The organism is Aquincola tertiaricarbonis (assembly GCF_023573145.1).
Lineage (GTDB): Bacteria > Pseudomonadota > Gammaproteobacteria > Burkholderiales > Burkholderiaceae_C > Aquincola > Aquincola tertiaricarbonis_B.
Genome location: NZ_CP097636.1, coordinates 3,077,298 through 3,095,368, shown reverse-complemented (window position 1 = coordinate 3,095,368; position 18,071 = coordinate 3,077,298). Strand labels below are relative to the sequence as shown.

15 protein-coding genes are annotated in these 18,071 nt (G+C 58.8%); all 15 read left to right on the top strand.

Annotated elements, in window-relative coordinates; translation table 11 throughout:
• The first annotated feature begins 78 nt into the window (after positions 1 to 78).
• The 15 genes from MW290_RS28605 to MW290_RS28535 all read left to right on the top strand — a co-directional run bounded on the left by MW290_RS28605 (position 79) and on the right by MW290_RS28535 (position 18,020).
• Positions 79 to 4,014 carry a DUF3683 domain-containing protein gene (locus MW290_RS28605; RefSeq protein ID WP_250197748.1) on the top strand — a complete coding sequence of 1,312 codons (3,936 nt, stop codon included), beginning with the start codon at positions 79 to 81 and terminating at the stop codon, positions 4,012 to 4,014.
• Positions 4,011 to 4,454, top strand: coding sequence for an HIT family protein (locus MW290_RS28600; protein ID WP_250197747.1), 444 nt, complete (start codon positions 4,011 to 4,013; stop codon positions 4,452 to 4,454). The genes MW290_RS28605 and MW290_RS28600 overlap by 4 nt, the downstream gene beginning before the upstream one ends.
• On the top strand, positions 4,451 to 4,849 hold the full coding sequence (locus MW290_RS28595; protein ID WP_250197746.1) for a gamma-butyrobetaine hydroxylase family protein: 399 nt from the start codon (positions 4,451 to 4,453) through the stop codon (positions 4,847 to 4,849). The genes MW290_RS28600 and MW290_RS28595 overlap by 4 nt, the downstream gene beginning before the upstream one ends.
• A gap of 14 nt (positions 4,850 to 4,863) precedes the next feature.
• Positions 4,864 to 5,595 (top strand): bifunctional demethylmenaquinone methyltransferase/2-methoxy-6-polyprenyl-1,4-benzoquinol methylase UbiE, encoded by a 732-nt coding sequence (gene ubiE / locus MW290_RS28590; RefSeq protein ID WP_250197745.1) that lies wholly within the window; start codon positions 4,864 to 4,866, stop codon positions 5,593 to 5,595.
• A gap of 166 nt (positions 5,596 to 5,761) precedes the next feature.
• Entirely contained in the window at positions 5,762 to 6,802 is a 1,041-nt protein-coding gene (locus MW290_RS28585) for an EpsD family peptidyl-prolyl cis-trans isomerase (protein ID WP_250197744.1), read from the top strand.
• Complete coding sequence (gene epsE / locus MW290_RS28580) at positions 6,802 to 7,665, top strand: polysaccharide export protein EpsE (RefSeq protein ID WP_250197743.1); 864 nt, start codon at positions 6,802 to 6,804, stop codon at positions 7,663 to 7,665. The genes MW290_RS28585 and epsE overlap by 1 nt, the downstream gene beginning before the upstream one ends.
• A 9-nt stretch (positions 7,666 to 7,674) precedes the next feature.
• Positions 7,675 to 9,099, top strand: a complete 1,425-nt coding sequence (gene epsF, locus MW290_RS28575) for a chain length determinant protein EpsF (RefSeq protein ID WP_250197742.1) — start codon at positions 7,675 to 7,677, stop codon at positions 9,097 to 9,099.
• Position 9,100: 1 nt separating this feature from the next.
• On the top strand, positions 9,101 to 10,015 hold the full coding sequence (locus MW290_RS28570; RefSeq protein ID WP_250197741.1) for a polysaccharide biosynthesis tyrosine autokinase: 915 nt from the start codon (positions 9,101 to 9,103) through the stop codon (positions 10,013 to 10,015).
• A 19-nt stretch (positions 10,016 to 10,034) separates the two neighbouring features.
• Positions 10,035 to 10,928, top strand: a complete 894-nt coding sequence (xrtB, locus tag MW290_RS28565) for an exosortase B (RefSeq protein WP_250197740.1) — start codon at positions 10,035 to 10,037, stop codon at positions 10,926 to 10,928.
• Positions 10,925 to 11,677, top strand: a complete 753-nt coding sequence (locus tag MW290_RS28560; protein WP_250197739.1) for an exosortase C-terminal domain/associated protein EpsI — start codon at positions 10,925 to 10,927, stop codon at positions 11,675 to 11,677. Before xrtB ends, MW290_RS28560 begins: the two co-directional genes overlap by 4 nt.
• Positions 11,637 to 12,881: a glycosyl hydrolase gene (locus MW290_RS28555; RefSeq protein ID WP_250197738.1), complete on the top strand. Its 1,245-nt coding sequence runs from the start codon at positions 11,637 to 11,639 to the stop codon at positions 12,879 to 12,881. The genes MW290_RS28560 and MW290_RS28555 overlap by 41 nt, the downstream gene beginning before the upstream one ends.
• 11 nt (positions 12,882 to 12,892) lie before the next feature.
• Positions 12,893 to 14,245 (top strand): O-antigen ligase family protein, encoded by a 1,353-nt coding sequence (locus MW290_RS28550; RefSeq protein ID WP_250197737.1) that lies wholly within the window; start codon positions 12,893 to 12,895, stop codon positions 14,243 to 14,245.
• Positions 14,178 to 15,362: a glycosyltransferase gene (locus tag MW290_RS28545; protein WP_250197736.1), complete on the top strand. Its 1,185-nt coding sequence runs from the start codon at positions 14,178 to 14,180 to the stop codon at positions 15,360 to 15,362. The genes MW290_RS28550 and MW290_RS28545 overlap by 68 nt, the downstream gene beginning before the upstream one ends.
• A 47-nt stretch (positions 15,363 to 15,409) precedes the next feature.
• Positions 15,410 to 16,534: a glycosyltransferase family 4 protein gene (locus MW290_RS28540; RefSeq protein ID WP_250200125.1), complete on the top strand. Its 1,125-nt coding sequence runs from the start codon at positions 15,410 to 15,412 to the stop codon at positions 16,532 to 16,534.
• 1 nt (position 16,535) lies between these two features.
• Entirely contained in the window at positions 16,536 to 18,020 is a 1,485-nt protein-coding gene (locus tag MW290_RS28535) for a lipid II flippase MurJ (RefSeq protein WP_250197735.1), read from the top strand.
• The last annotated feature ends 51 nt before the right edge of the window (positions 18,021 to 18,071 follow it).

Genomic DNA, 18,071 nt, shown 5'->3' with positions numbered 1-18,071 from the left:
CGGTGCGGTAACATCCAGCCCCCCTTGCGTCAACCCCGCCCGGTGCCGTCGCCCGGGCTGCGGCGGCGGTTAAATGACATGAATGCACCGCTTGCCGTGAATACCCTGGCCGCGCCCGGCCTTGCTGATGAGCAGGCGCCCCGCCTGCGCGAGATTCCCTACAACTACACCTCGTTCTCCGACCGCGAGATCGTGATGCGGCTCCTGGGCGAGCGCGCCTGGACGCTGCTGGACAAGCTGCGCGGCGAACGCCGCACCGGCCGCTCCGCCCGCATGCTGTACGAGGTGCTGGGCGACATCTGGGTGGTGCAGCGCAACCCGTACCTGCAGGACGACCTGCTGGACAACCCCAAGCGCCGCGGCCTGCTGGTGGACGCGCTGCGTCACCGCCTGGGCGAGATCGCCAAGCGCCGCGATCCGCAGGCCGATCCGCAGCGCGATGCGCTGGTGGGTGAGCTGCTGCAGCTGGCCCAGGGCGCGGTGGCGGGCTTTGCCACCTCGTTCGACCAGCTGGACGAGCTGCGCCGCCGCGCCCGCCGCACGTTGGGCCGCATCACCGCCAAGGACAACATCAAGTTCGACGGCCTGTCGCGCGTTTCGCACGTCACCGACGCCACAGACTGGCGCGTGGAGTACCCCTTCGTGGTGCTCACGCCCGATACCGAGGCGGAGATGGCCGGCCTGGTGCAGGCCTGCGTGGAGCTGGGGCTGACCATCATTCCGCGCGGGGGTGGCACTGGTTACACCGGCGGCGCCATTCCACTCACGTGGAAGAGCGCGGTGATCAACACCGAGAAGCTCGAGCGCATGACCGAGGTGGAGCTGGTCAGCCTGCCCGGGCTGGCGAAGCCGGTGGCCACCGTGTACACCGAGGCCGGCGTGGTCACCCAGCGGGTGGCCGACGCGGCCGAGCGTGCGGGCTATGTGTTCGCGGTCGATCCCACCTCGGCCGAGGCCAGCTGCATCGGCGGCAACATCGCGATGAACGCGGGCGGCAAGAAGGCCGTGCTGTGGGGCACCGCGCTCGACAACCTGGCCAGCTGGCGCATGGTCACGCCCGACGCCAAGTGGCTGGAGGTGGTGCGCCTGGACCACAACCTGGGCAAGATCCACGATGTGGAGGCGGCGCGCTTCGAGCTGCGCTACTTCGATGCCTCGGGCAAGGTGCTGGAACGCACCGAGATGCTGGAGATCCCCGGTCGCGTGTTCCGCAAGGAAGGGCTGGGCAAGGACGTCACCGACAAGTTCCTGGCCGGCCTGCCCGGCATCCAGAAAGAAGGCTGCGACGGCCTGATCACCAGCGCGCGCTGGGTGGTGCACCGCATGCCGGCCCACACCCGCACCGTGTGCCTGGAGTTTTTCGGCAATGCCAAAGATGCCGTGCCCAGCATCGTCGAGATCAAGGACTTCATGTTCGCCGAGGCACGCCAACCCGGCGGCGCCATCCTGGCCGGCCTGGAACACCTGGACGACCGCTACCTGAAGGCGGTGGGCTACGCCACCAAGAGCAAGCGCGGCAGCACCAGCGCCAACGGCCTGCCCAAGATGGTGCTCATCGGCGACATCGTCGGCGACGACGAAGCCGCCGTGGCCCGCGCCACCAGCGAGGTGGTGCGCATCGCCAACAGCCGTGCGGGCGAAGGCTTCGTGGCCGTCAGCGCCGATGCGCGCAAGAAGTTCTGGCTCGACCGCAAGCGCACCGCCGCCATCGCGCGCCACACCAACGCCTTCAAGATCAACGAAGACGTGGTGATTCCGCTTGAGCGCATGGGCGAGTACACCAACGGCATCGAGCGCATCAACATCGAGCTGAGCCTGCGCAACAAGCTGCAGCTGGTCGATGCGCTGGAAGCGTTTTTCCTGCGCGGCAACCTGCCGCTGGGCAAGAGCGACGATGCCGGCGACATCCCCAGCGCCGAGCTGCTGGAAGACCGTGTGCAGCAGGCGCTGCAGCTGCTGCGCGAAGTGCGCGTGCTGTGGAGCGGCTGGCTGCAGGGCCTGGACCAGATTGCTGCGGGTGACGACGCGCGCAGCTTCTTCGAGCTGATCCAGGACACCACGCTGCGCGCCTCCTGGAAAACGCAGATCCGCAAGCCGCTGCAGGCCTTGTTCGCGGGCGCGGCGCTGGCGCCCATCGTGGAAGAGTGCAATCGCATCCACAAGGAAGTGCTGCGCGGCCGCGTGTGGGTGGCGCTGCACATGCATGCCGGTGACGGCAACGTGCACACCAACATCCCGGTCAACAGCGACAACTACGAGATGCTGCAAACCGCGCATGAGGCGGTGGCCCGCATCATGACGCTGGCGCGCAGCCTCGACGGCGTGATCTCGGGCGAGCACGGTATCGGCATCACCAAGCTCGAATTCCTCAGCGAAGACGAGCTGCAGCCCTTTGCCGACTACAAGCGGCGCGTGGACCCCGAAGGCCGCTTCAACCGCGGCAAGCTGCTGCGGCCCGGCACCACCGCCGACTGGGCCGACGTGCACGCCGCCGACCTGCGCCATGCCTACACGCCCAGCTTCGGGCTGATGGGGCATGAGTCGCTGATCATGCAGCGCAGCGACATCGGCGCCATCAGCGACAGCATCAAGGACTGCCTGCGCTGCGGCAAGTGCAAGCCGGTGTGCGCCACCCACGTGCCGCGCGCCAACCTGCTGTACAGCCCGCGCAACAAGATCCTGGCCACCTCGCTGCTGGTGGAAGCCTTCCTGTACGAGGAGCAGACCCGCCGCGGCGTGTCCATCAAGCACTGGGAAGAGTTCGAGGACGTGGCCGACCACTGCACGGTGTGCCACAAGTGCGCCAACCCGTGCCCGGTGAAGATCGACTTCGGCGACGTGTCGATGAACATGCGCAACCTGCTGCGCAAGATGGGCCAGAAGAGCTTCCGCCCCGGCAATGCCGCGGCGATGCTGATGCTCAACGCCACCAACCCGCAAACCATCAAGGTGGTGCGCAGTGCGATGGTGGACGTGGGCTTCAAGGCCCAGCGCCTGGCGCACGACGTGCTGAAGCTGGCCGCCCGCAAGCAGACCGGCGCGCCCCCCGCCACCGTGGGCACCGCGCCCCTCAAAGAGCAGGTGGTGCACTTCATCAACAAGAAGCTGCCCGGCGGCTTGCCCAAGCGCACCGCCCGTGCGCTGCTGGACATCGAGGACAAGGCCTACGTGCCCATCATCCGCAACCCGCAGGCCACCACGGCCGAGGCGGAGGCGGTGTTCTATTTCCCCGGTTGCGGCAGTGAACGCCTCTTCAGCCAGGTGGGCCTGGCCACCCAGGCCATGCTGTGGCATGCCGGCGTGCAAACCGTGCTGCCGCCGGGCTACCTGTGCTGCGGCTACCCGCAGCGCGGCTCGGGTCAGTTCGACAAGGCCGAGCAGATGATCACCGACAACCGGGTGCTGTTCCACCGCGTGGCCAACACGCTGAACTACCTGGACATCAAGACGGTGGTGGTGAGCTGCGGCACCTGCTACGACCAGCTGCAGGGCTATGAATTCGACAAGATCTTCCCCGGCTGCCGGATTGTCGACATCCACGAATACCTGCTGGAGCGTGGCATCACGCTGCCGGCCGCGCAGCAGGGCGCCTACCTGTACCACGACCCCTGCCACACGCCGATGAAGCTGCAGGAGCCGATGAAGACGGTCAAGGCGCTGGTGGGCGAGGGCGTGCTGAAGAACGACCGCTGCTGCGGCGAGAGCGGCACCCTCGGCGTCACCCGGCCCGACATCTCCACGCAGATCCGCTTCCGCAAGGAAGAAGAGCTGCGCAAGGGTGAAGCCGCGCTGCGCGACAGCGGCGCCGTGCCCGCCGGCCAGGACGTGAAGATCCTGACCAGCTGCCCCAGCTGCCTGCAAGGCCTGAGCCGCTACGGCAACGACCTGAACAACGGCCTGCTGGAAGCCGACTACATCGTGGTGGAAATGGCCCGCAAGATCCTGGGCGAGAACTGGATGCCCGAGTACGTGGCCCGCGCCAACCAGGGCGGCATCGAGCGGGTGCTGGTGTGAGTGCGTCTACCAGCGCTGCGCCCTGCGAGCTGTGCACCACGCCCGGCGGCCACGTGGTGTGGCGGGGCGAGGGCTGGCGCGTCATCCGCGCGGCGGACGAGCTGTTTCCCGCCTTCTACCGCCTGATCCTCGACCGCCATGTGGCCGAGCTGAGCGACCTGTCGCCCGAAGACCAGGCCCGCTGCCTGGCGCTGCTGGTGGCGGTGGAACGGGCGCTGCGCCAGCAGTTGCGCCCCACCAAGATCAACCTGGCCGCCTTCGGCAACATGGTGCCGCACCTGCACTGGCACGTGATCGCCCGCTTCAGCTGGGACAGCCACTTTCCGCAGCCGGTGTGGGGCACGGCCCAACGCAGCGTGCAGCCGCCCGCGGTGCAGCGCCTGTCCTGCACCCTCGATCAACTGGACGCGGCCGTGGCCGCCGCGCTGGAGGCCGCATGAGCAAACCGCAACCCACCGGCGTCACGGTGCACCAGCAGTCGCGCCTGCTGGAAGTGAGCTTCGACGACGGGCGCAGCTTCCGCATCCCGTTCGAGCTGATGCGCGTGTACTCGCCCTCGGCCGAAGTGCAGGGCCACGGCCCGGGCCAGGAAGTGCTGCAGCATGGCAAGCGCGACGTGGTCATCGAAGACATCGTGCAGGTGGGCCACTACGCGGTGCAGCCGAAGTTCAGCGACGGGCACGATTCCGGCATCTTCACCTGGGAGTACCTCTACTTCCTGGGCAGTGAGCAGCCAGACCTCTGGCGCCAATACGAAACCCGGTTGCAGCAGGCCGGCGTCGACCGAGACGCGCCCATGCCCACCGCGGGCGGCCACGCCTGCGGCAACCACTAGCAGCGGAAGCAGCGATGAGCCAGACCCATTTCGGTTTCCAGACCGTCGACGAGCGAGAGAAAGCGCAGCGCGTGCGCGGCGTGTTCGACTCGGTGGCCACCAAGTACGACGTCATGAACGACCTGATGTCGATGGGCCTGCACCGTGCCTGGAAGGCCTACACCGTGGCCGTGGCCGATCTGCGCGAAGGCAGCCGCGTGCTCGACATCGCCGGCGGCACCGGCGACCTGGCCCGCGCCTTCAGCAAGAAGGTGGGCGCCAGCGGCGTGGTGGTGCACACCGACATCAACGAGGCCATGCTGCGCACCGGCCGCGATCGCCTGCTGGACGAAGGCCTGGTGCTGCCCACCACCTTGTGCGATGCAGAGCACCTGCCTTTCAAGGACGCCAGCTTCGACCTGGTCAGTGTCGCCTTCGGCCTGCGCAACATGACGCACAAGGACGGTGCGCTGAAGGAAATGAACCGCGTGCTGCGCCCCGGCGGCCGGCTGCTGGTGCTGGAGTTCTCCAAGGTGGCGGCGCCGTTGCAAAAAGCCTACGACTGGTACTCCTTCAAGGTGCTGCCGCGCCTGGGCCAGTGGGTGGCGGGCGATGCGCACAGCTACCAGTACCTGGCCGAGTCCATCCGCATGCACCCCGACCAGCAGACGCTGAAAGCGATGATGAAGACCGCTGGCTTCGGCCATGTGGATGTGCACAATCTCACGGGCGGCGTGGTGGCGCTGCACGTTGGCATCAAGTGCTGATCGTTTGTGCCTGAAGACACGGTCTCCCCTACACACATGGGGAGTGATACCTTGTCTGTCAGTGCTTACACGGATCTGCCATAGGCGGCCCTATACACTCCGCCGTCTGGGCAATCGACGGCCGGCGCCATGCTGGTCCGCATCCTGCGAGCCCACACCCCTAGACATGACCTTGCCCGGCAAGGTGGGAGATTCCAGCGTGACGACCCGATCCGACCCTCATCCCCAGGCGCGCCAAAGTTTGCGTGTGGCCTGCATCGCCGCGGCCTGTGCCGCCATGTTGCTGGCCGCGGGTTGCGGGGAAAAGAAAGAAAAGGGCGCCAGCCAGACGGCTGCCAAGGTGAACAAGGAAGAAATCACCGTTCACCAGATCAACTTCGTGCTGCAGCAGCAGCGCGGCCTGCGCCCTGAGCAGGCAGACGCTGCCAGCAAGCAGATCCTGGAACGCCTGATCGACCAGGAGCTGGCCGTGCAGAAGGCCACCGACCAGAAGCTGGACCGCGACCCGCGCGTGGTGCAGCAGATCGAGGCCGCCAAGCGCGAAATCATCGCGCGCGCGTACGTGGACAAGATCGGCGAAACCGCCAGCAAGCCCACGCCCGACGAAGTGCGCAAGTACTACGACGAGAAGCCGGCCCTCTTCAAGGAGCGCCGCATCTACAACCTGCAAGAGCTGGCCATCGAAGCCAAGCCCGAGCAGGTCGACGGCCTTCGCACGAAGCTTGCTGAGGCCAAGAACGTGAACGAATTCGTCGATTACCTCAAGGCCAACGACTTCAAGTTCGCCGGCAACCAGGCCGTGCGGGCAGCGGAGCAGCTGCCGCTGGCCAGCCTGGACAACTTCGCCCGCCTACAAGACGGCCAGGCGGTGCTGCAGCCGTCGCCCAACGGCGCCCAGGTCATCGTCCTCGTCAACTCGCGCAGCCAGCCGGTGACGCTGGAACAGGCTACGCCGGCGATCGAGCAGTTCTTGACCAATGACCGGAAGCGGAAGTTGGTTGAAGACGATGTCAAGCGGATGCGGGGTGAGGCGAAGATTGAATACGTCGGCAAGTTCGCGGACGGCGCCGCCAGTGCGCCTGCGGCTGCGCCGGCACCTGCGCCCGCTCCAACGGCATCCTTGCCGGCTGCTGCTACCCAAGCGGCTCCTGCTGCAAGCGGTGGTTTGGATTCGGACACGATCAGCAAGGGAATGAGACTCAAGTGATGAGAAATATATTCAAGCACACAGTCGTCGCTGCGGTCGCTGTCACCGTGATGGGATTGGCGTCACCTTCGTGCGCGTTTGGTCAAGTCGCCGCCCCGAGCGCTAGCGCTGCGGCCAGCGCTCCGTCCTCGACCGATTCTGAATATCTACTCGGGGCTGGTGACGTTGTAAGGATCTCTGTTTTTCAGAATCCAGATCTCACCTTGGAAGTTCGTGTCAGCGAGAACGGTGTAATCAGCTACCCCCTGCTGGGCAACTTGCGCATTGGCGGCAAAAGCGTTGGCCAAGCTGAGCGCTTGATTGCTGATGGCTTACGAAACGGAAATTTCGTCAAGCAGCCGCAGGTCAGTTTGCTGGTGCTCCAGGTCAGAGGAAATCAAGCTAGCGTACTTGGGCAGGTCAATCGTCCTGGCCGCTTTCCAATCGAGGTCGCGGACATGCGAATGACTGACCTCTTGGCGAATGCGGGTGGAGTCGCGGTAACCGGCGCAGATACTGTTACTTTGGTAGGCCAGCGAAACGGCGTACCGTTTCGCAAGCAAATAGATCTACCGGGGCTGTTTCGGAGTTCAGGTAGGGAAGACGACGTACGAATCGAGAATGGGGACGTTTTGTACGTCGAACGTGCGCCAATGGTCTACATCTACGGCGAAGTGCAGCGACCTGGCCCACTTCGCCTCGAGCGCGGCATGACTGTGATGCAGGCTCTCGCCGCGGGTGGTGGACTCACTCAAAGAGGCACCGAAAAGGGACTGCGTGTTCATCGTCGGGCCGCCGATGGCCGGATGCAAATCATCCAGCCGTCTATGGATGACACGATCGCAGACGGCGATGTTGTATACGTCCGCGAGAGCCTCTTCTAAGGTGGTGATATGAGTTTCGGTCAGTTTTTGTCTATTTTGGCGGCACGAAAGTGGGTGGCGCTGAGTGTGCTCGGGGTAACGGTTCTCTTGGCGCTTGCAATCAGCTTTTTGCTTCCGGCTCAGTACACGGCCGAGGCGTCCGTTGTCGTAGATTTCAAACCAGACCCGGTCGCCAGCATCCTCGCGCCTGGCATGGCATCACCTGCGTTTATGGCGACTCAAGTCGACATCATTCAGAGTGAACGAGTCGCCCGTCGAGTGGTGAGAAATCTCAAACTGGCGGAGAACCCGCAAGTTCGCCAGCAGTGGCAGGACGATATGGCAGGTGAGGGTGATATTGAAACTTGGCTTGTCGCTCTTTTCCAGAAAAAGATGGATGTGCGCCCATCTCGGGAATCGAGCGTGATCACCGTGACGTATAAGGCGCCTGACCCAAATTTCGCGGCAGCGGTGGCAAACGCTTTCGTGCAGGCTTATCTGGAGACATCTCTTGAGCTGCGCGTGAACCCTGCAAAGCAATATACGAATTTCTTCGACGTCCGCGCTAAGGAGGCTAGAGACGTTTTGGAGGCCGCTCAAGCGAAATTGTCCGCCTTTCAGAAGGAGAGCGGAATCATTGCTAGTGACGAGCGGTTTGACGATGAGACTCAGCGCCTTAACGAGTTGACTTCGCAATCTGTGCTTCTTCAGACCATGGCTTCGGAGGCAAGCAGCCGACAAGCACAGGCTGGACGCGGGGCGGGTGATCGGCTCCAAGAGGTTCTGACCAACCCGCTCATTGCAGGTTTAAAGGCCGACTTGTCGCGATCCGAGGCCCGTCTTCAGGAGCTGTCATCTCGGTTGGGCGATAGAAACCCGCAAGTCGTAGAACTGAAATCAAGCATAGAGTCGTTGCGTGATCGTATTCAGGTTGAGACTCAGAAAGTGACCGGCGGATTAGGAGTGTCAAATGCCATCGCAAAACAGCGGGAGAGCGAGGTGCGCGCGGCATTGGAACAGCAGCGCGCAAAGGTTTTGCGATTAAAAACTATCCGCGATCAAGGTGCAGTGTTGATGCGGGACGTTGAGAGCGCCCAATTGGCTTATCAAGCCGTAACGGCGCGCTTCAACCAGTCTAGCCTCGAAAGTCAGGCTACGCAGAGCAACGTCAATGTGCTTACAGCGGCAACTCCTCCCATTGAGCCCTCGTTCCCCAAGATCCCTCTGAATGTGGCGCTTGCGCTGTTTGTGGGTAGTTTCCTCGCCATCGGCAGCGCGTTGGTGTTGGAACTCGCAAACCGCCGCGTCCGGGGACCCCAGGACATCGCGTTTTCCATCGGCTCTCCGCTTCTAGGGGTTCTGCCCGGTCCCGATTCAAGCCTGAAGAAGAAATCGGCGTTAGACATGCAGCGCCGAGTGCTTGGGCGACTCGGTGGCCCGAGCAAGGCGGCGTGATATGCACACCGGCAACAAAAATATGACCGACTACAGCTCATCAAACTCGGCTCCCGGACCCAATGATGGCCAAGCGGTACTTGACCGCTCGATCGGTGACATCATCGGGGAAACTCGAAACTTGTCAGCCGAGCAAGTCGAGAATATTCTTGCCAAGCAAAAGGAAAAGGGAATACGGTTTGGTGAGGCAGCAGTCGAGCTTGGGTATGTAAGCGTCGATGACGTCTTATTTGCGCTGGCCCAGCAGTTCCATTATCCATACGCTCCGCAAGAGCGACGTCAAGTTAGCCCAGAACTCGTAGCCTTCAACGACCCGTTTTCTCGGCAGGCTGAGTCATTCCGAGCAATCAGAAGTCAGTTGATCATGCGGGTCTTTAACGACGCCTCAGCGATCCGAAAGGCACTGGCTGTGGTAAGTCCAAATTCTGGAGACGGCAAAACCTTCGTGGCCGCCAACCTCGCCGTGGCGTTGGCTCAGCTGGGTGGGCGCACTCTCTTGGTCGATGCAGACATGCGGTCGCCGCGTCAGCACGAGGTCTTCAAGCTTTCAAACAACGGCGGGCTGTCAGGTATTTTGTCGGGCCGGGCCGAAAATCAGGTTGTACAGCAGGTGCAAGGGGTGCCCAGCCTATTTGTACTACCCGTTGGAATCACCCCTCCGAACCCGCTTGAGTTGGTGGAGAGGCCTGCATTCGGGTTGCTTATCAAAGAGCTCGTCGGAAAGTTTGATCATGTTGTCGTGGATACCCCAGCAGACGAACGCGGTTCCGACGCAATGGTCATCGCCGCCAGGTGTGGGGCTGCGATGGTCGTCGCACGCAAGCACAGGGCAAGGCTTCCAACGCTCGAGCAGATGACCAAGAACCTTCAAGTAGCTTGTGGGGATCTAGCAGGCGTCATGCTAAACGAATACTAAGCTGCATCGGAGCCTCATTGTGATCGTACTCTCCGTACCTCCATCGCGTCATGAAGCAACGCGGGCGGCGCTCGTGCAGTGGGGATTGCTGCTCTTAGCTTTGGTGGCGCTTTACGCTCCCACCTTCTTGGAATTAGCGCGAGGGCTCTGGACTACGGATCAAAATGCTCACGGCCCAATAGTTTTGGCGGTGGCCGCATGGTATTTTTGGTTCAGGGCGAGACAGCTTCGTGTAGAAGGGCTGACCGTATTTAGCCCGAGCCGACTCGTTGGTGGACTGCTGATCGCGGTGGGCCTTGCGCTCTACATCGTTGGCCAGTCGCAAGAGTTCTATCTTTTTGCCGTTGGATCGCTCATCCCGCTTCTGGCTGGGGTGATTTGCCTATTTTTTGGCACCCAAGTCCTACGTAAAACCTGGTTCGCCTTCTTTTTTCTGTTTTTTGCTGTCCCTCTACCTGGCGCAGTGGTAGACGTTCTCACCCACCCAATGAAGATAGTGGTTTCGTGGGGGGCTGAACATATCCTGTGGGCGTTGGGCTACCCCATCGCTAGAGCCGGCGTAGTCCTCAACATTGGGCCATACCAATTGCTTGTCGCAGACGCTTGTGCAGGTCTCAACTCACTGTTTACCTTGGAGGCCCTAGGCCTTTTGTACATGAACGTGACGCGGCACGAGTCGGCAATGCGGAATACCGTTTTGGCTTTACTCATTGTGCCGATAAGCTTAACCGCAAACCTTATCCGCGTGATCGTCCTCTGCTTGATTACCTATCACTTGGGAGATGAGGCAGGGCAAGGGTTCCTCCACGGGTTCTCCGGAATGGTTTTGTTTCTGTCCGCACTCTTCCTCGTCATTACGGCAGACGGAATTCTCAGGCGTCTCGTCCCCAGCTCATCGGAGACTGCGAGATGACTCAAGGGCTCAGCAAGCCGCACTCGCCACCTTTGCGGCTTCTTGAACTGGAGTGGCGCTACGTATTTGCCTTGCTGCTCGGGTGCATCGTTGCCATTGTCGGTGCGCACTGGCTGCGTCCCGACGAGGCCGGAGCGGTTCCGCTCATGTCTGTAAGAAATGCAATTCCCAGTGCCGTCGGTGATTGGCGCGAGGTGAAGAGCACCTTGGTACAGATGCCTCTTACCCCTCAGGGCGACAGGTCCGAGGCTGTTGCTGCTACCTATGATGAATCCTTATTGACAACATTTGTCGACCCTAGCGGCAGACAAGTGATGGTCGCGCTTGCATACGGTCGAAGCCAGCGACAAGAGGGAAAGATTCACCGGCCTGAGCTTTGTTACTCATCGCAGGGTTTTTCGGTAGAAGGGCTACGTTCTGTATCACTGGCATTGCCAGCAGTATCTGATAAAGCAGTACCTGTAAATCGGCTCATCACCTCGAGTCGTGGGCGCAGAGAGATCGTGAGTTATTGGATTCGAATTGGCGATGGCTTTTCAACCAATCCCGTATTCACGCGACTATATATTTTGAAGGAAGGGCTCATGGGGCGAATCCCTGACGGAATTCTAGTGCGCGTTTCCCAGATTATCCCTGGCGACCTTAATGAAGAAGAGACCCTAAAAGCATTTCAGTTGCAGGAAGACCTTATGAAAAAACTGGCGATGAGTGGCATCGAAAACAGCAGTCGACTTCTGTTGGGTCGCTAATCGCGCGCTGAATGCTGAAACTGTACGCAATGAAGGCCGGATTGGTATGAGCGACCGCGCAGATATTGATCGTGTTCGTCGGGCGATTACTATTGCACCACTGGCGGCCATCGCAGCCAATGCGCTGAGTGCGCCAGCCACAAGCGACTTCGTTCTCGGTCTTGGACTCTCAGTGAATGACCGGCCACTGCCTAGAGCTGTTGAGTTGGCTACTGCGCTTGGCGCTAAATCACTACGGATCGACGTACCGTGGGCTCAAGTCGAGACATCAAGAGGAATGTACCAGATTCCTGCTTGGCTTAAAGACTGTTTGAGTAAGGCCGCAGAGCGCAACGCCTCGGTCTTACTCATATTGGCTTATGGAAACCCATTGTATGGGGTTGGTAAGCCCTTGACTCCGGAATCCAGGAGGGCATTTGGCGAGTATGCGCGCTTTGTATTCACGCAGCTGAAAGGACGCGTCGCATATTATGACCTCTGGAACGAGTGGAATACACATACGGGCGGTGCGCCAGGGGCGTCCGCAGCTGATTACATCCAGCTTGCGTCCGTAGTTGCGCCGATTGCTGCTGCAGTGGATCCTTCAATCCGACTACTGTCGGGCGGTATCTCCGATCTTGGTATTGGACGAGACTGGCTGAAGGAGTTCGTAGGTGGTGGTGGATTGCGCTACTTTCACGGGGTCTCAATCCATCCCTACAACTGGTTTTACAAGGGAAATCGGACTCCAGAAGGCGCAGAATCTATCCTTGACGAGGTTTCATCCACAATGAAGCTCGACAAGCAGCGCGGCTCCACGACTCCGATTTTTGTTACTGAGGTTGGCTGGCCTGCTTTTGAAGGACGGTTTGGACGCGCTGAAGACGAAGTGGCGGAGTTCATGTGGCGCTTTATTTTTTTGGCCGCATCGAGGGAGCAGATAAAGGGTTGCTGGTGGTATTGCTTGCGTGACCAAGGCAATGATCCATCAAATAAAGAGCATAGATTCGGACTACTGAGCAGTTCGTATGAGCAAAAGCCTATCGCCTCGAAATTTGCCTCTTTGGCTGCGCTGCTAAAGCAAGGTCGACCTAAAGTGATACGTCAGGGTGACGACATTCAGGCCGGCTGGGCGAACTCTAAGCAAGCATTTTCTTGGCGCGGGTCTGCTGAAGGGCCGAGCGGCAGGCTGCGAGAAATTCCGATGCTTACGCATACGCGTTAGGAAAAGCACAATTGAGCGTCGTCTTTTGGGTCATCGCGTCACTTATAGTTATCGGAGTCGCGTTCGGTATCGCGGTAGCGCTTAGGTTTGTTCAGATAAAGCGGTGGTTATGGTTGTCGGCGCTGTCAACCACTTTCATGTTTTATGCCCTTCCGATCGCGGGCGTATATTTATCGGTCAACTTGCTCTCTGGATTGGCCGCAGTCCGCAGCGTTTTTGATCTCCGGCTTTGGCGCGTTTTATGGGTAAAGCTGGCGGCTGCAATGACCGCCTGTCTTGTCGTTTCTATGGCATGGTCGCCTTCTCCGATTTCAGGTTTTAGAGATTTAGTTTACACGCTGCCATTCTTTTTTATCTGTGCTGCTGCAATGCAGTGCTCTCTCTCAGACAAAGCTTTCGCGAAGCGGGTGCTTGGCGGTTTAGTAGTGCTTGCTTCGATCCAAGCGATACTGGTGATAATTTTTCGCCTATCGCCAACAATAGAAGCTCGCTTTATCACGTCGAGGTTGGCGCAGTTCTTTATCTCGCCGAATGTTATTGCCGGCCTCTTCAGCGGATCGCCAAATAACATATTCGACCCGGGTAAAGCTGGTGGGCTTTTCGTCAACGCAAATGCTGCTGCTGCCTACATGGGGTGCATCGCCATGGTGGGGTGGTATCTAGGGCGGGCTGAACGTTGGTGGGTTGTGTCAGCCTGCGCTGCGTTAAGTTGGTGTGCTGTTTTCTTTACAGGATCAAAAGCTGGCACCATTTGCGCTGTGTTTATCCCGAGTTTTCAGGTTGGGCTTACCGTTCTTCGAGCTAAGCGGGTTGGCATTGCAACAGCCGCACTCGTGTGCTTTCTGGTTGCAGCAGGTGCTTTGGCTGCACCGTTCGTCTGGTTGGCGTACACCAAGACCGGCTTTACTCAGGCCTCTACGGAGACCCTTAGCGTCCGCCAGGTTATATGGTCCTTCGCTTGGTCTATGTTTAAACAACACCCTTTTGGGGGGCTAGGTCATGGCGGTTGGGAAGAACGGTTCCCCCTATACGCCCTGGCGCTCGGAATTAACCCGAATTATCCGGCCCATAATGCTTTTATTATTTTGTGGAGTAAAGGCGGCCTCCTCGCCGGCATTTGTGGGATCGGCTTCGCTGCGTCCTTCCTGCAGTGGGCATTCGCCAATAGTTTTCGATTAAGTTCGGAAGCCTCGAGAACATTCTGTCTCGGCTTGGCTTGGGGTTTTCTATGGGTACTTATTCAAGCTCTTGGAGAAAATTTCGGGCTGATCGGTGAGCCGCACATTGCGTCTTTGCTTGCAATTGCATCTGGGATTGCGATCGGCGAGCATCTTCAGAGCACTACCAACAATGATAGAGATTAACCAGCCACGGGTTGGCGTGTTCAGGCTGCAGCTTTTTAAGGCATCCGAGCCGTTCATTACAGACCAGGCTCAGGCACTGAGAAAATTTCGGCCAATCATGCTAGGAGGGCGTCAGTTTGGTGATGCTCCATCCGGCTTGGAGTTCTGGACTCCATCCGGAATATCTCGGCACCTTTATCCCCTTTACAGCGTAAGTTCGCGGCCAGACTTTTTTCAAACGATAATACGCAAAAGTGAGATTAGACTTTTGCATGCCCATTTTGCTGTGGATGCGCTGTTTGCAATGAGAACCGCGGAGCGCGCGGATATGCCTTTCGTGACTACGCTTCATGGGTTTGACGTGACGACAAGGCCGCGCGATTTCTTAAGGACCGGGCGTCCGGCCTTAATGCGATATGCCTTGAGTGGTCAAAGGCTTCATCGCTCAGGTGCTAAATTTATCTGCGTGTCAGAGTTCATGCGCACAGCAGCCCTCCGGGCGGGCTTTCCGGAATCAAAATCGGTAGTACATTATATTGGCATAGATCCGACCAAGTTTCAGCTATCGACCGTAGACGGTCCTCCCATAGTGCTCCATGTCGCGCGCCTCGTCGAGAAAAAAGGCACGCAGTACCTGTTGGAGGCCTTTGCCGATGTTAAGAAGAAATTTGACGACGCCCTGCTGGTGATTATTGGCGACGGCCCGTTACGGCAGCGGCTGGAGCAAATCGCGGAGGCTGCGGGTATTTTGGGAAGTGTCAAGTTTTTGGGTGTGCAGCCACATTCGGCAGTCAGGCAATGGATGGCGCGAGCTACCGTGTTTACCCTTCCGTCCGTTACCGCTACCAACGGCGATGCCGAGGGCCTCGGTATGGTTCTTCTTGAGGCCGCCGCTTGTGGAGTGCCCGTCGTTGCCACTAAGCACGGGGGCATACCGGAGGCTGTCATTGACGGAGAGTCTGGCTATCTTGTCGGAGAAAGAGATTCTTCTGCGCTTGCTGAAGCGCTCAAGCTAGTTCTTTCGAGCGAGTCGCGCAGACACGCTATGGGTGCCGCGGGTCGTCGGCTTGTGGAGGAACGTTTCAACGTTCACTTGCAATCAGAAAAGCTTGAAGCAATCTACCAATCCGTCCTGTGAACATACTTGGATTTGCTAGAACAACGCCTTTCCACAGTATTGGCGGGATGCAGTCAATTGCGTGGGACGTCTTTAAGTCTCTAGCGTCCCGAGGGCATAGGGTCACTCTGATCACGACTCGAATCCCGGGTAGGCCTGACACCTTCGTAGCTGACGGAGTTGCAGTACTCTGCGTTGAGAATTCGTTGCCTGAAAAATATACCAATTCTTGGTGGACAGGTTCGGAACAACTTGCATCTTCCCTTCATCAAGAGACTCCAATCGATGCTGTGCTCAGCGTGAGCAGCGCAGCGGCGGGTTTAAAAAACTTTCGTCGAGTCAATCAGTCGGTGAAGTTTGTATTTCAAGCCCACGGCACGTCCTGGGGCGAGTTTCAGTCAAAATGGGCCTCGAGGAAGCCCCTACAGATACTAAAGTCCGTAAAGAATTTATATTGGATTTTTAAAGACGCGTTCATCTACAGGATGTTCGATGAGATAGTTTTAATCGGGGACGTTCTTGAAGTCCAGTTCAACGCGTGGCCGATGAAGTGGATTGCGTCTGGCGTGCGGACTCGAACTATCAGAAATGGCGTTGACAGATCCTCGTTTGCGGGGTCTCGGGAGATGCGCGAATGCAATCGGCTGAAGCTTGAGATCCCTCTTTCAGCAAAAACGTTTGTTTTCGCAGCGCGGCTGCACCCACAGAAGGGTGCTCACGAAGCTTTGAATATTTTTGAGCTACTAGCCGACAGTGACTCGGAAACTTTTCTTCTGATTGTGGGCGGTGGAGAATCGGAGGGCGCATTAAAGAATCAAGCGTCTCGCTCCAGACACGTGGCTCGAATTCGGTTTTGCGGGGCGGTAGAACGTTCGGAGATCCCAGGTCTGCTAGCTTGTGCAGACATCTTCATATTCCCGACACTGAGAAGAGAGGGCTTGCCAATGAATGTTCTTGAGGCCCTCGCCAGTGGCCTGCCAGTCGTCACATCCGAGTCCATGCGTGGACTATTTTTACATCACCCAGACATACATTTTATCGATCCCGCCGATACTGAGTCAGCCGCTAAAATCTGTCTAGGCTTGGCGGCAGTGGCGCCGCAGGCAGTTCGTTCTTCGCTTTTGCCTCCAGAGTACGACTTGGAATCCTGTGTTCTGTCGTATGAGGCTGCTCTGAAGCCGGCTAGGGGCTGATTTGCAGTCGCTCGTTAGAAAGTTGTTGCTCGGTGGGTTAGCAGGGAAAGCGCTAGGGGCTTGCCGGGAGGTCGTGGCGGCTTGGTGCTTCGGCACGGGATTAGTAGCGACAGCGTTTCGGCTATCGCTTTCAGCATTTCTGTTGCCGCTCCATGGGATCGTTTCTGACGTAACTAGCGGCGGGTTTACGCCCCGTTATGCGCGGTTACGTTTAGAGGATCCTAAATCTGCCCAGCAACTCTTCGGTGCCCTGCACAGTATTTTTCTCAGCGTTTCCGCAGCCGTTGCCATCGTGCTGCTGATTGCCACTCCTCCATACGTTCGCCTACTTGCCCCGGGAATTGACCAAGCAACTCTGGAACAGTCGGTGGTGTTTGTCCGCATTATGTGCGCGGCACTACCCGCGTATGTGCTAGTTTCGCTGTACTGTGCTGTCGAGCTTGTGCACGGGAAGGGTTCCCTTACCTCAATGCGTGCGTCTTGGCAAAGTATCGGGCTTTTGCTTGGTACGTTGCTCGCTTGGGCGGTCGGGAAACCGGCGCTCATTGCGCTTGGTTTCGTTACTGCATATGTTGGTTTGGCCTTTTTTGGAGCGCTATCTTGTCGGTCTCTTGGCCTTGACTTGTGGCTTGACCCGCGGCGCGCCTTAGCGGCAATTCCACTGCTAGTACCGGTTGTCCGGGTAATGAAGATTCTCGTATGGGCGCCGATCGTGATACAGGTTGCCCAAGTCGTTGAGCGCCGGGTGGCTTCGAATATAAATCCGCAGGCGATTGCTGGTATCGACTATGCACGCTTTATTTCAGAGACATTGTTGTTGTTATTGGCAGTTCCTTTCGCGGTGGCGGGCCAAGCTGCCATGCCGACTATGTCGCAGTCAGAGTTCGAGGAACAAGCCAAGCGTTCCCTCCTAGCCCTCGCTCAGCTTGGACTTCTCTGCGCCTCGTTCATCTTTGTTCACTCGCAATGGATTGTCTCAGTGCTGTTTCAGAGAGGCGCGTTCGATGAGGTCTCAACCGCTATCACTTCTGGGATGCTCTCTGCTCTGTCAACGGGCTTGCCTTTTGCACTCGTAGCTTACGCGGCGCAGAAGTTTCTAAACGCCCGAGGGCTAAATAAAGCGGTAGTGCTTACCACATTGCTTGGTGCTGCGGCGGGGATCGCGTTGAACTTGACTTGTGCGAAATTGCTCGGTCCAAGTGTGATCGGGTATGCGACTGCAGTAACTGCCGGCGTCATGTGCGCTGGGGCAGTTTACTGTCTGGGGATTGGTGGGCCGTTGGGGTCTGGACTCAAGGTGTGGTTAATAACTGCAGCTTCGCATTGCGCTTTACTTCTAGTTGCTCGGCGCTACTTTGATTTACCGATATTTGCTGAGGTCGCTGCTGGAGCGTCTGTTTGGGCCAGCCTCTTTGTTTTTTCCCCGGCAGCACGAAAGAGCTTGCTCGACATCTATTTAATCGTCGGCAGAAAAGTCGCTCACTAAGGAATTTTGATGTCTGATATCGTTTTTTTGTCGACGGCTGACTGGGATAAC

Excerpts from the sequence above, each read along its gene's own strand:
- MW290_RS28585 (WP_250197744.1), top strand. The coding sequence starts at position 5,762 with ATGACCTTGCCCGGCAAGGTGGGAGATTCCAGCGTGACGACCCGATCC.
- MW290_RS28560 (WP_250197739.1), top strand. The coding sequence starts at position 10,925 with ATGACTCAAGGGCTCAGCAAGCCGCACTCGCCACCTTTGCGGCTTCTT.
- MW290_RS28595 (WP_250197746.1), top strand. The coding sequence starts at position 4,451 with ATGAGCAAACCGCAACCCACCGGCGTCACGGTGCACCAGCAGTCGCGC.
- epsE (WP_250197743.1), top strand. The coding sequence starts at position 6,802 with ATGAGAAATATATTCAAGCACACAGTCGTCGCTGCGGTCGCTGTCACC.
- epsF (WP_250197742.1), top strand. The coding sequence starts at position 7,675 with ATGAGTTTCGGTCAGTTTTTGTCTATTTTGGCGGCACGAAAGTGGGTG.
- ubiE (WP_250197745.1), top strand. The coding sequence starts at position 4,864 with ATGAGCCAGACCCATTTCGGTTTCCAGACCGTCGACGAGCGAGAGAAA.
- MW290_RS28540 (WP_250200125.1), top strand. The coding sequence starts at position 15,410 with ATGCAGTCAATTGCGTGGGACGTCTTTAAGTCTCTAGCGTCCCGAGGG.
- MW290_RS28605 (WP_250197748.1), top strand. The coding sequence starts at position 79 with ATGAATGCACCGCTTGCCGTGAATACCCTGGCCGCGCCCGGCCTTGCT.
- MW290_RS28570 (WP_250197741.1), top strand. The coding sequence starts at position 9,101 with ATGCACACCGGCAACAAAAATATGACCGACTACAGCTCATCAAACTCG.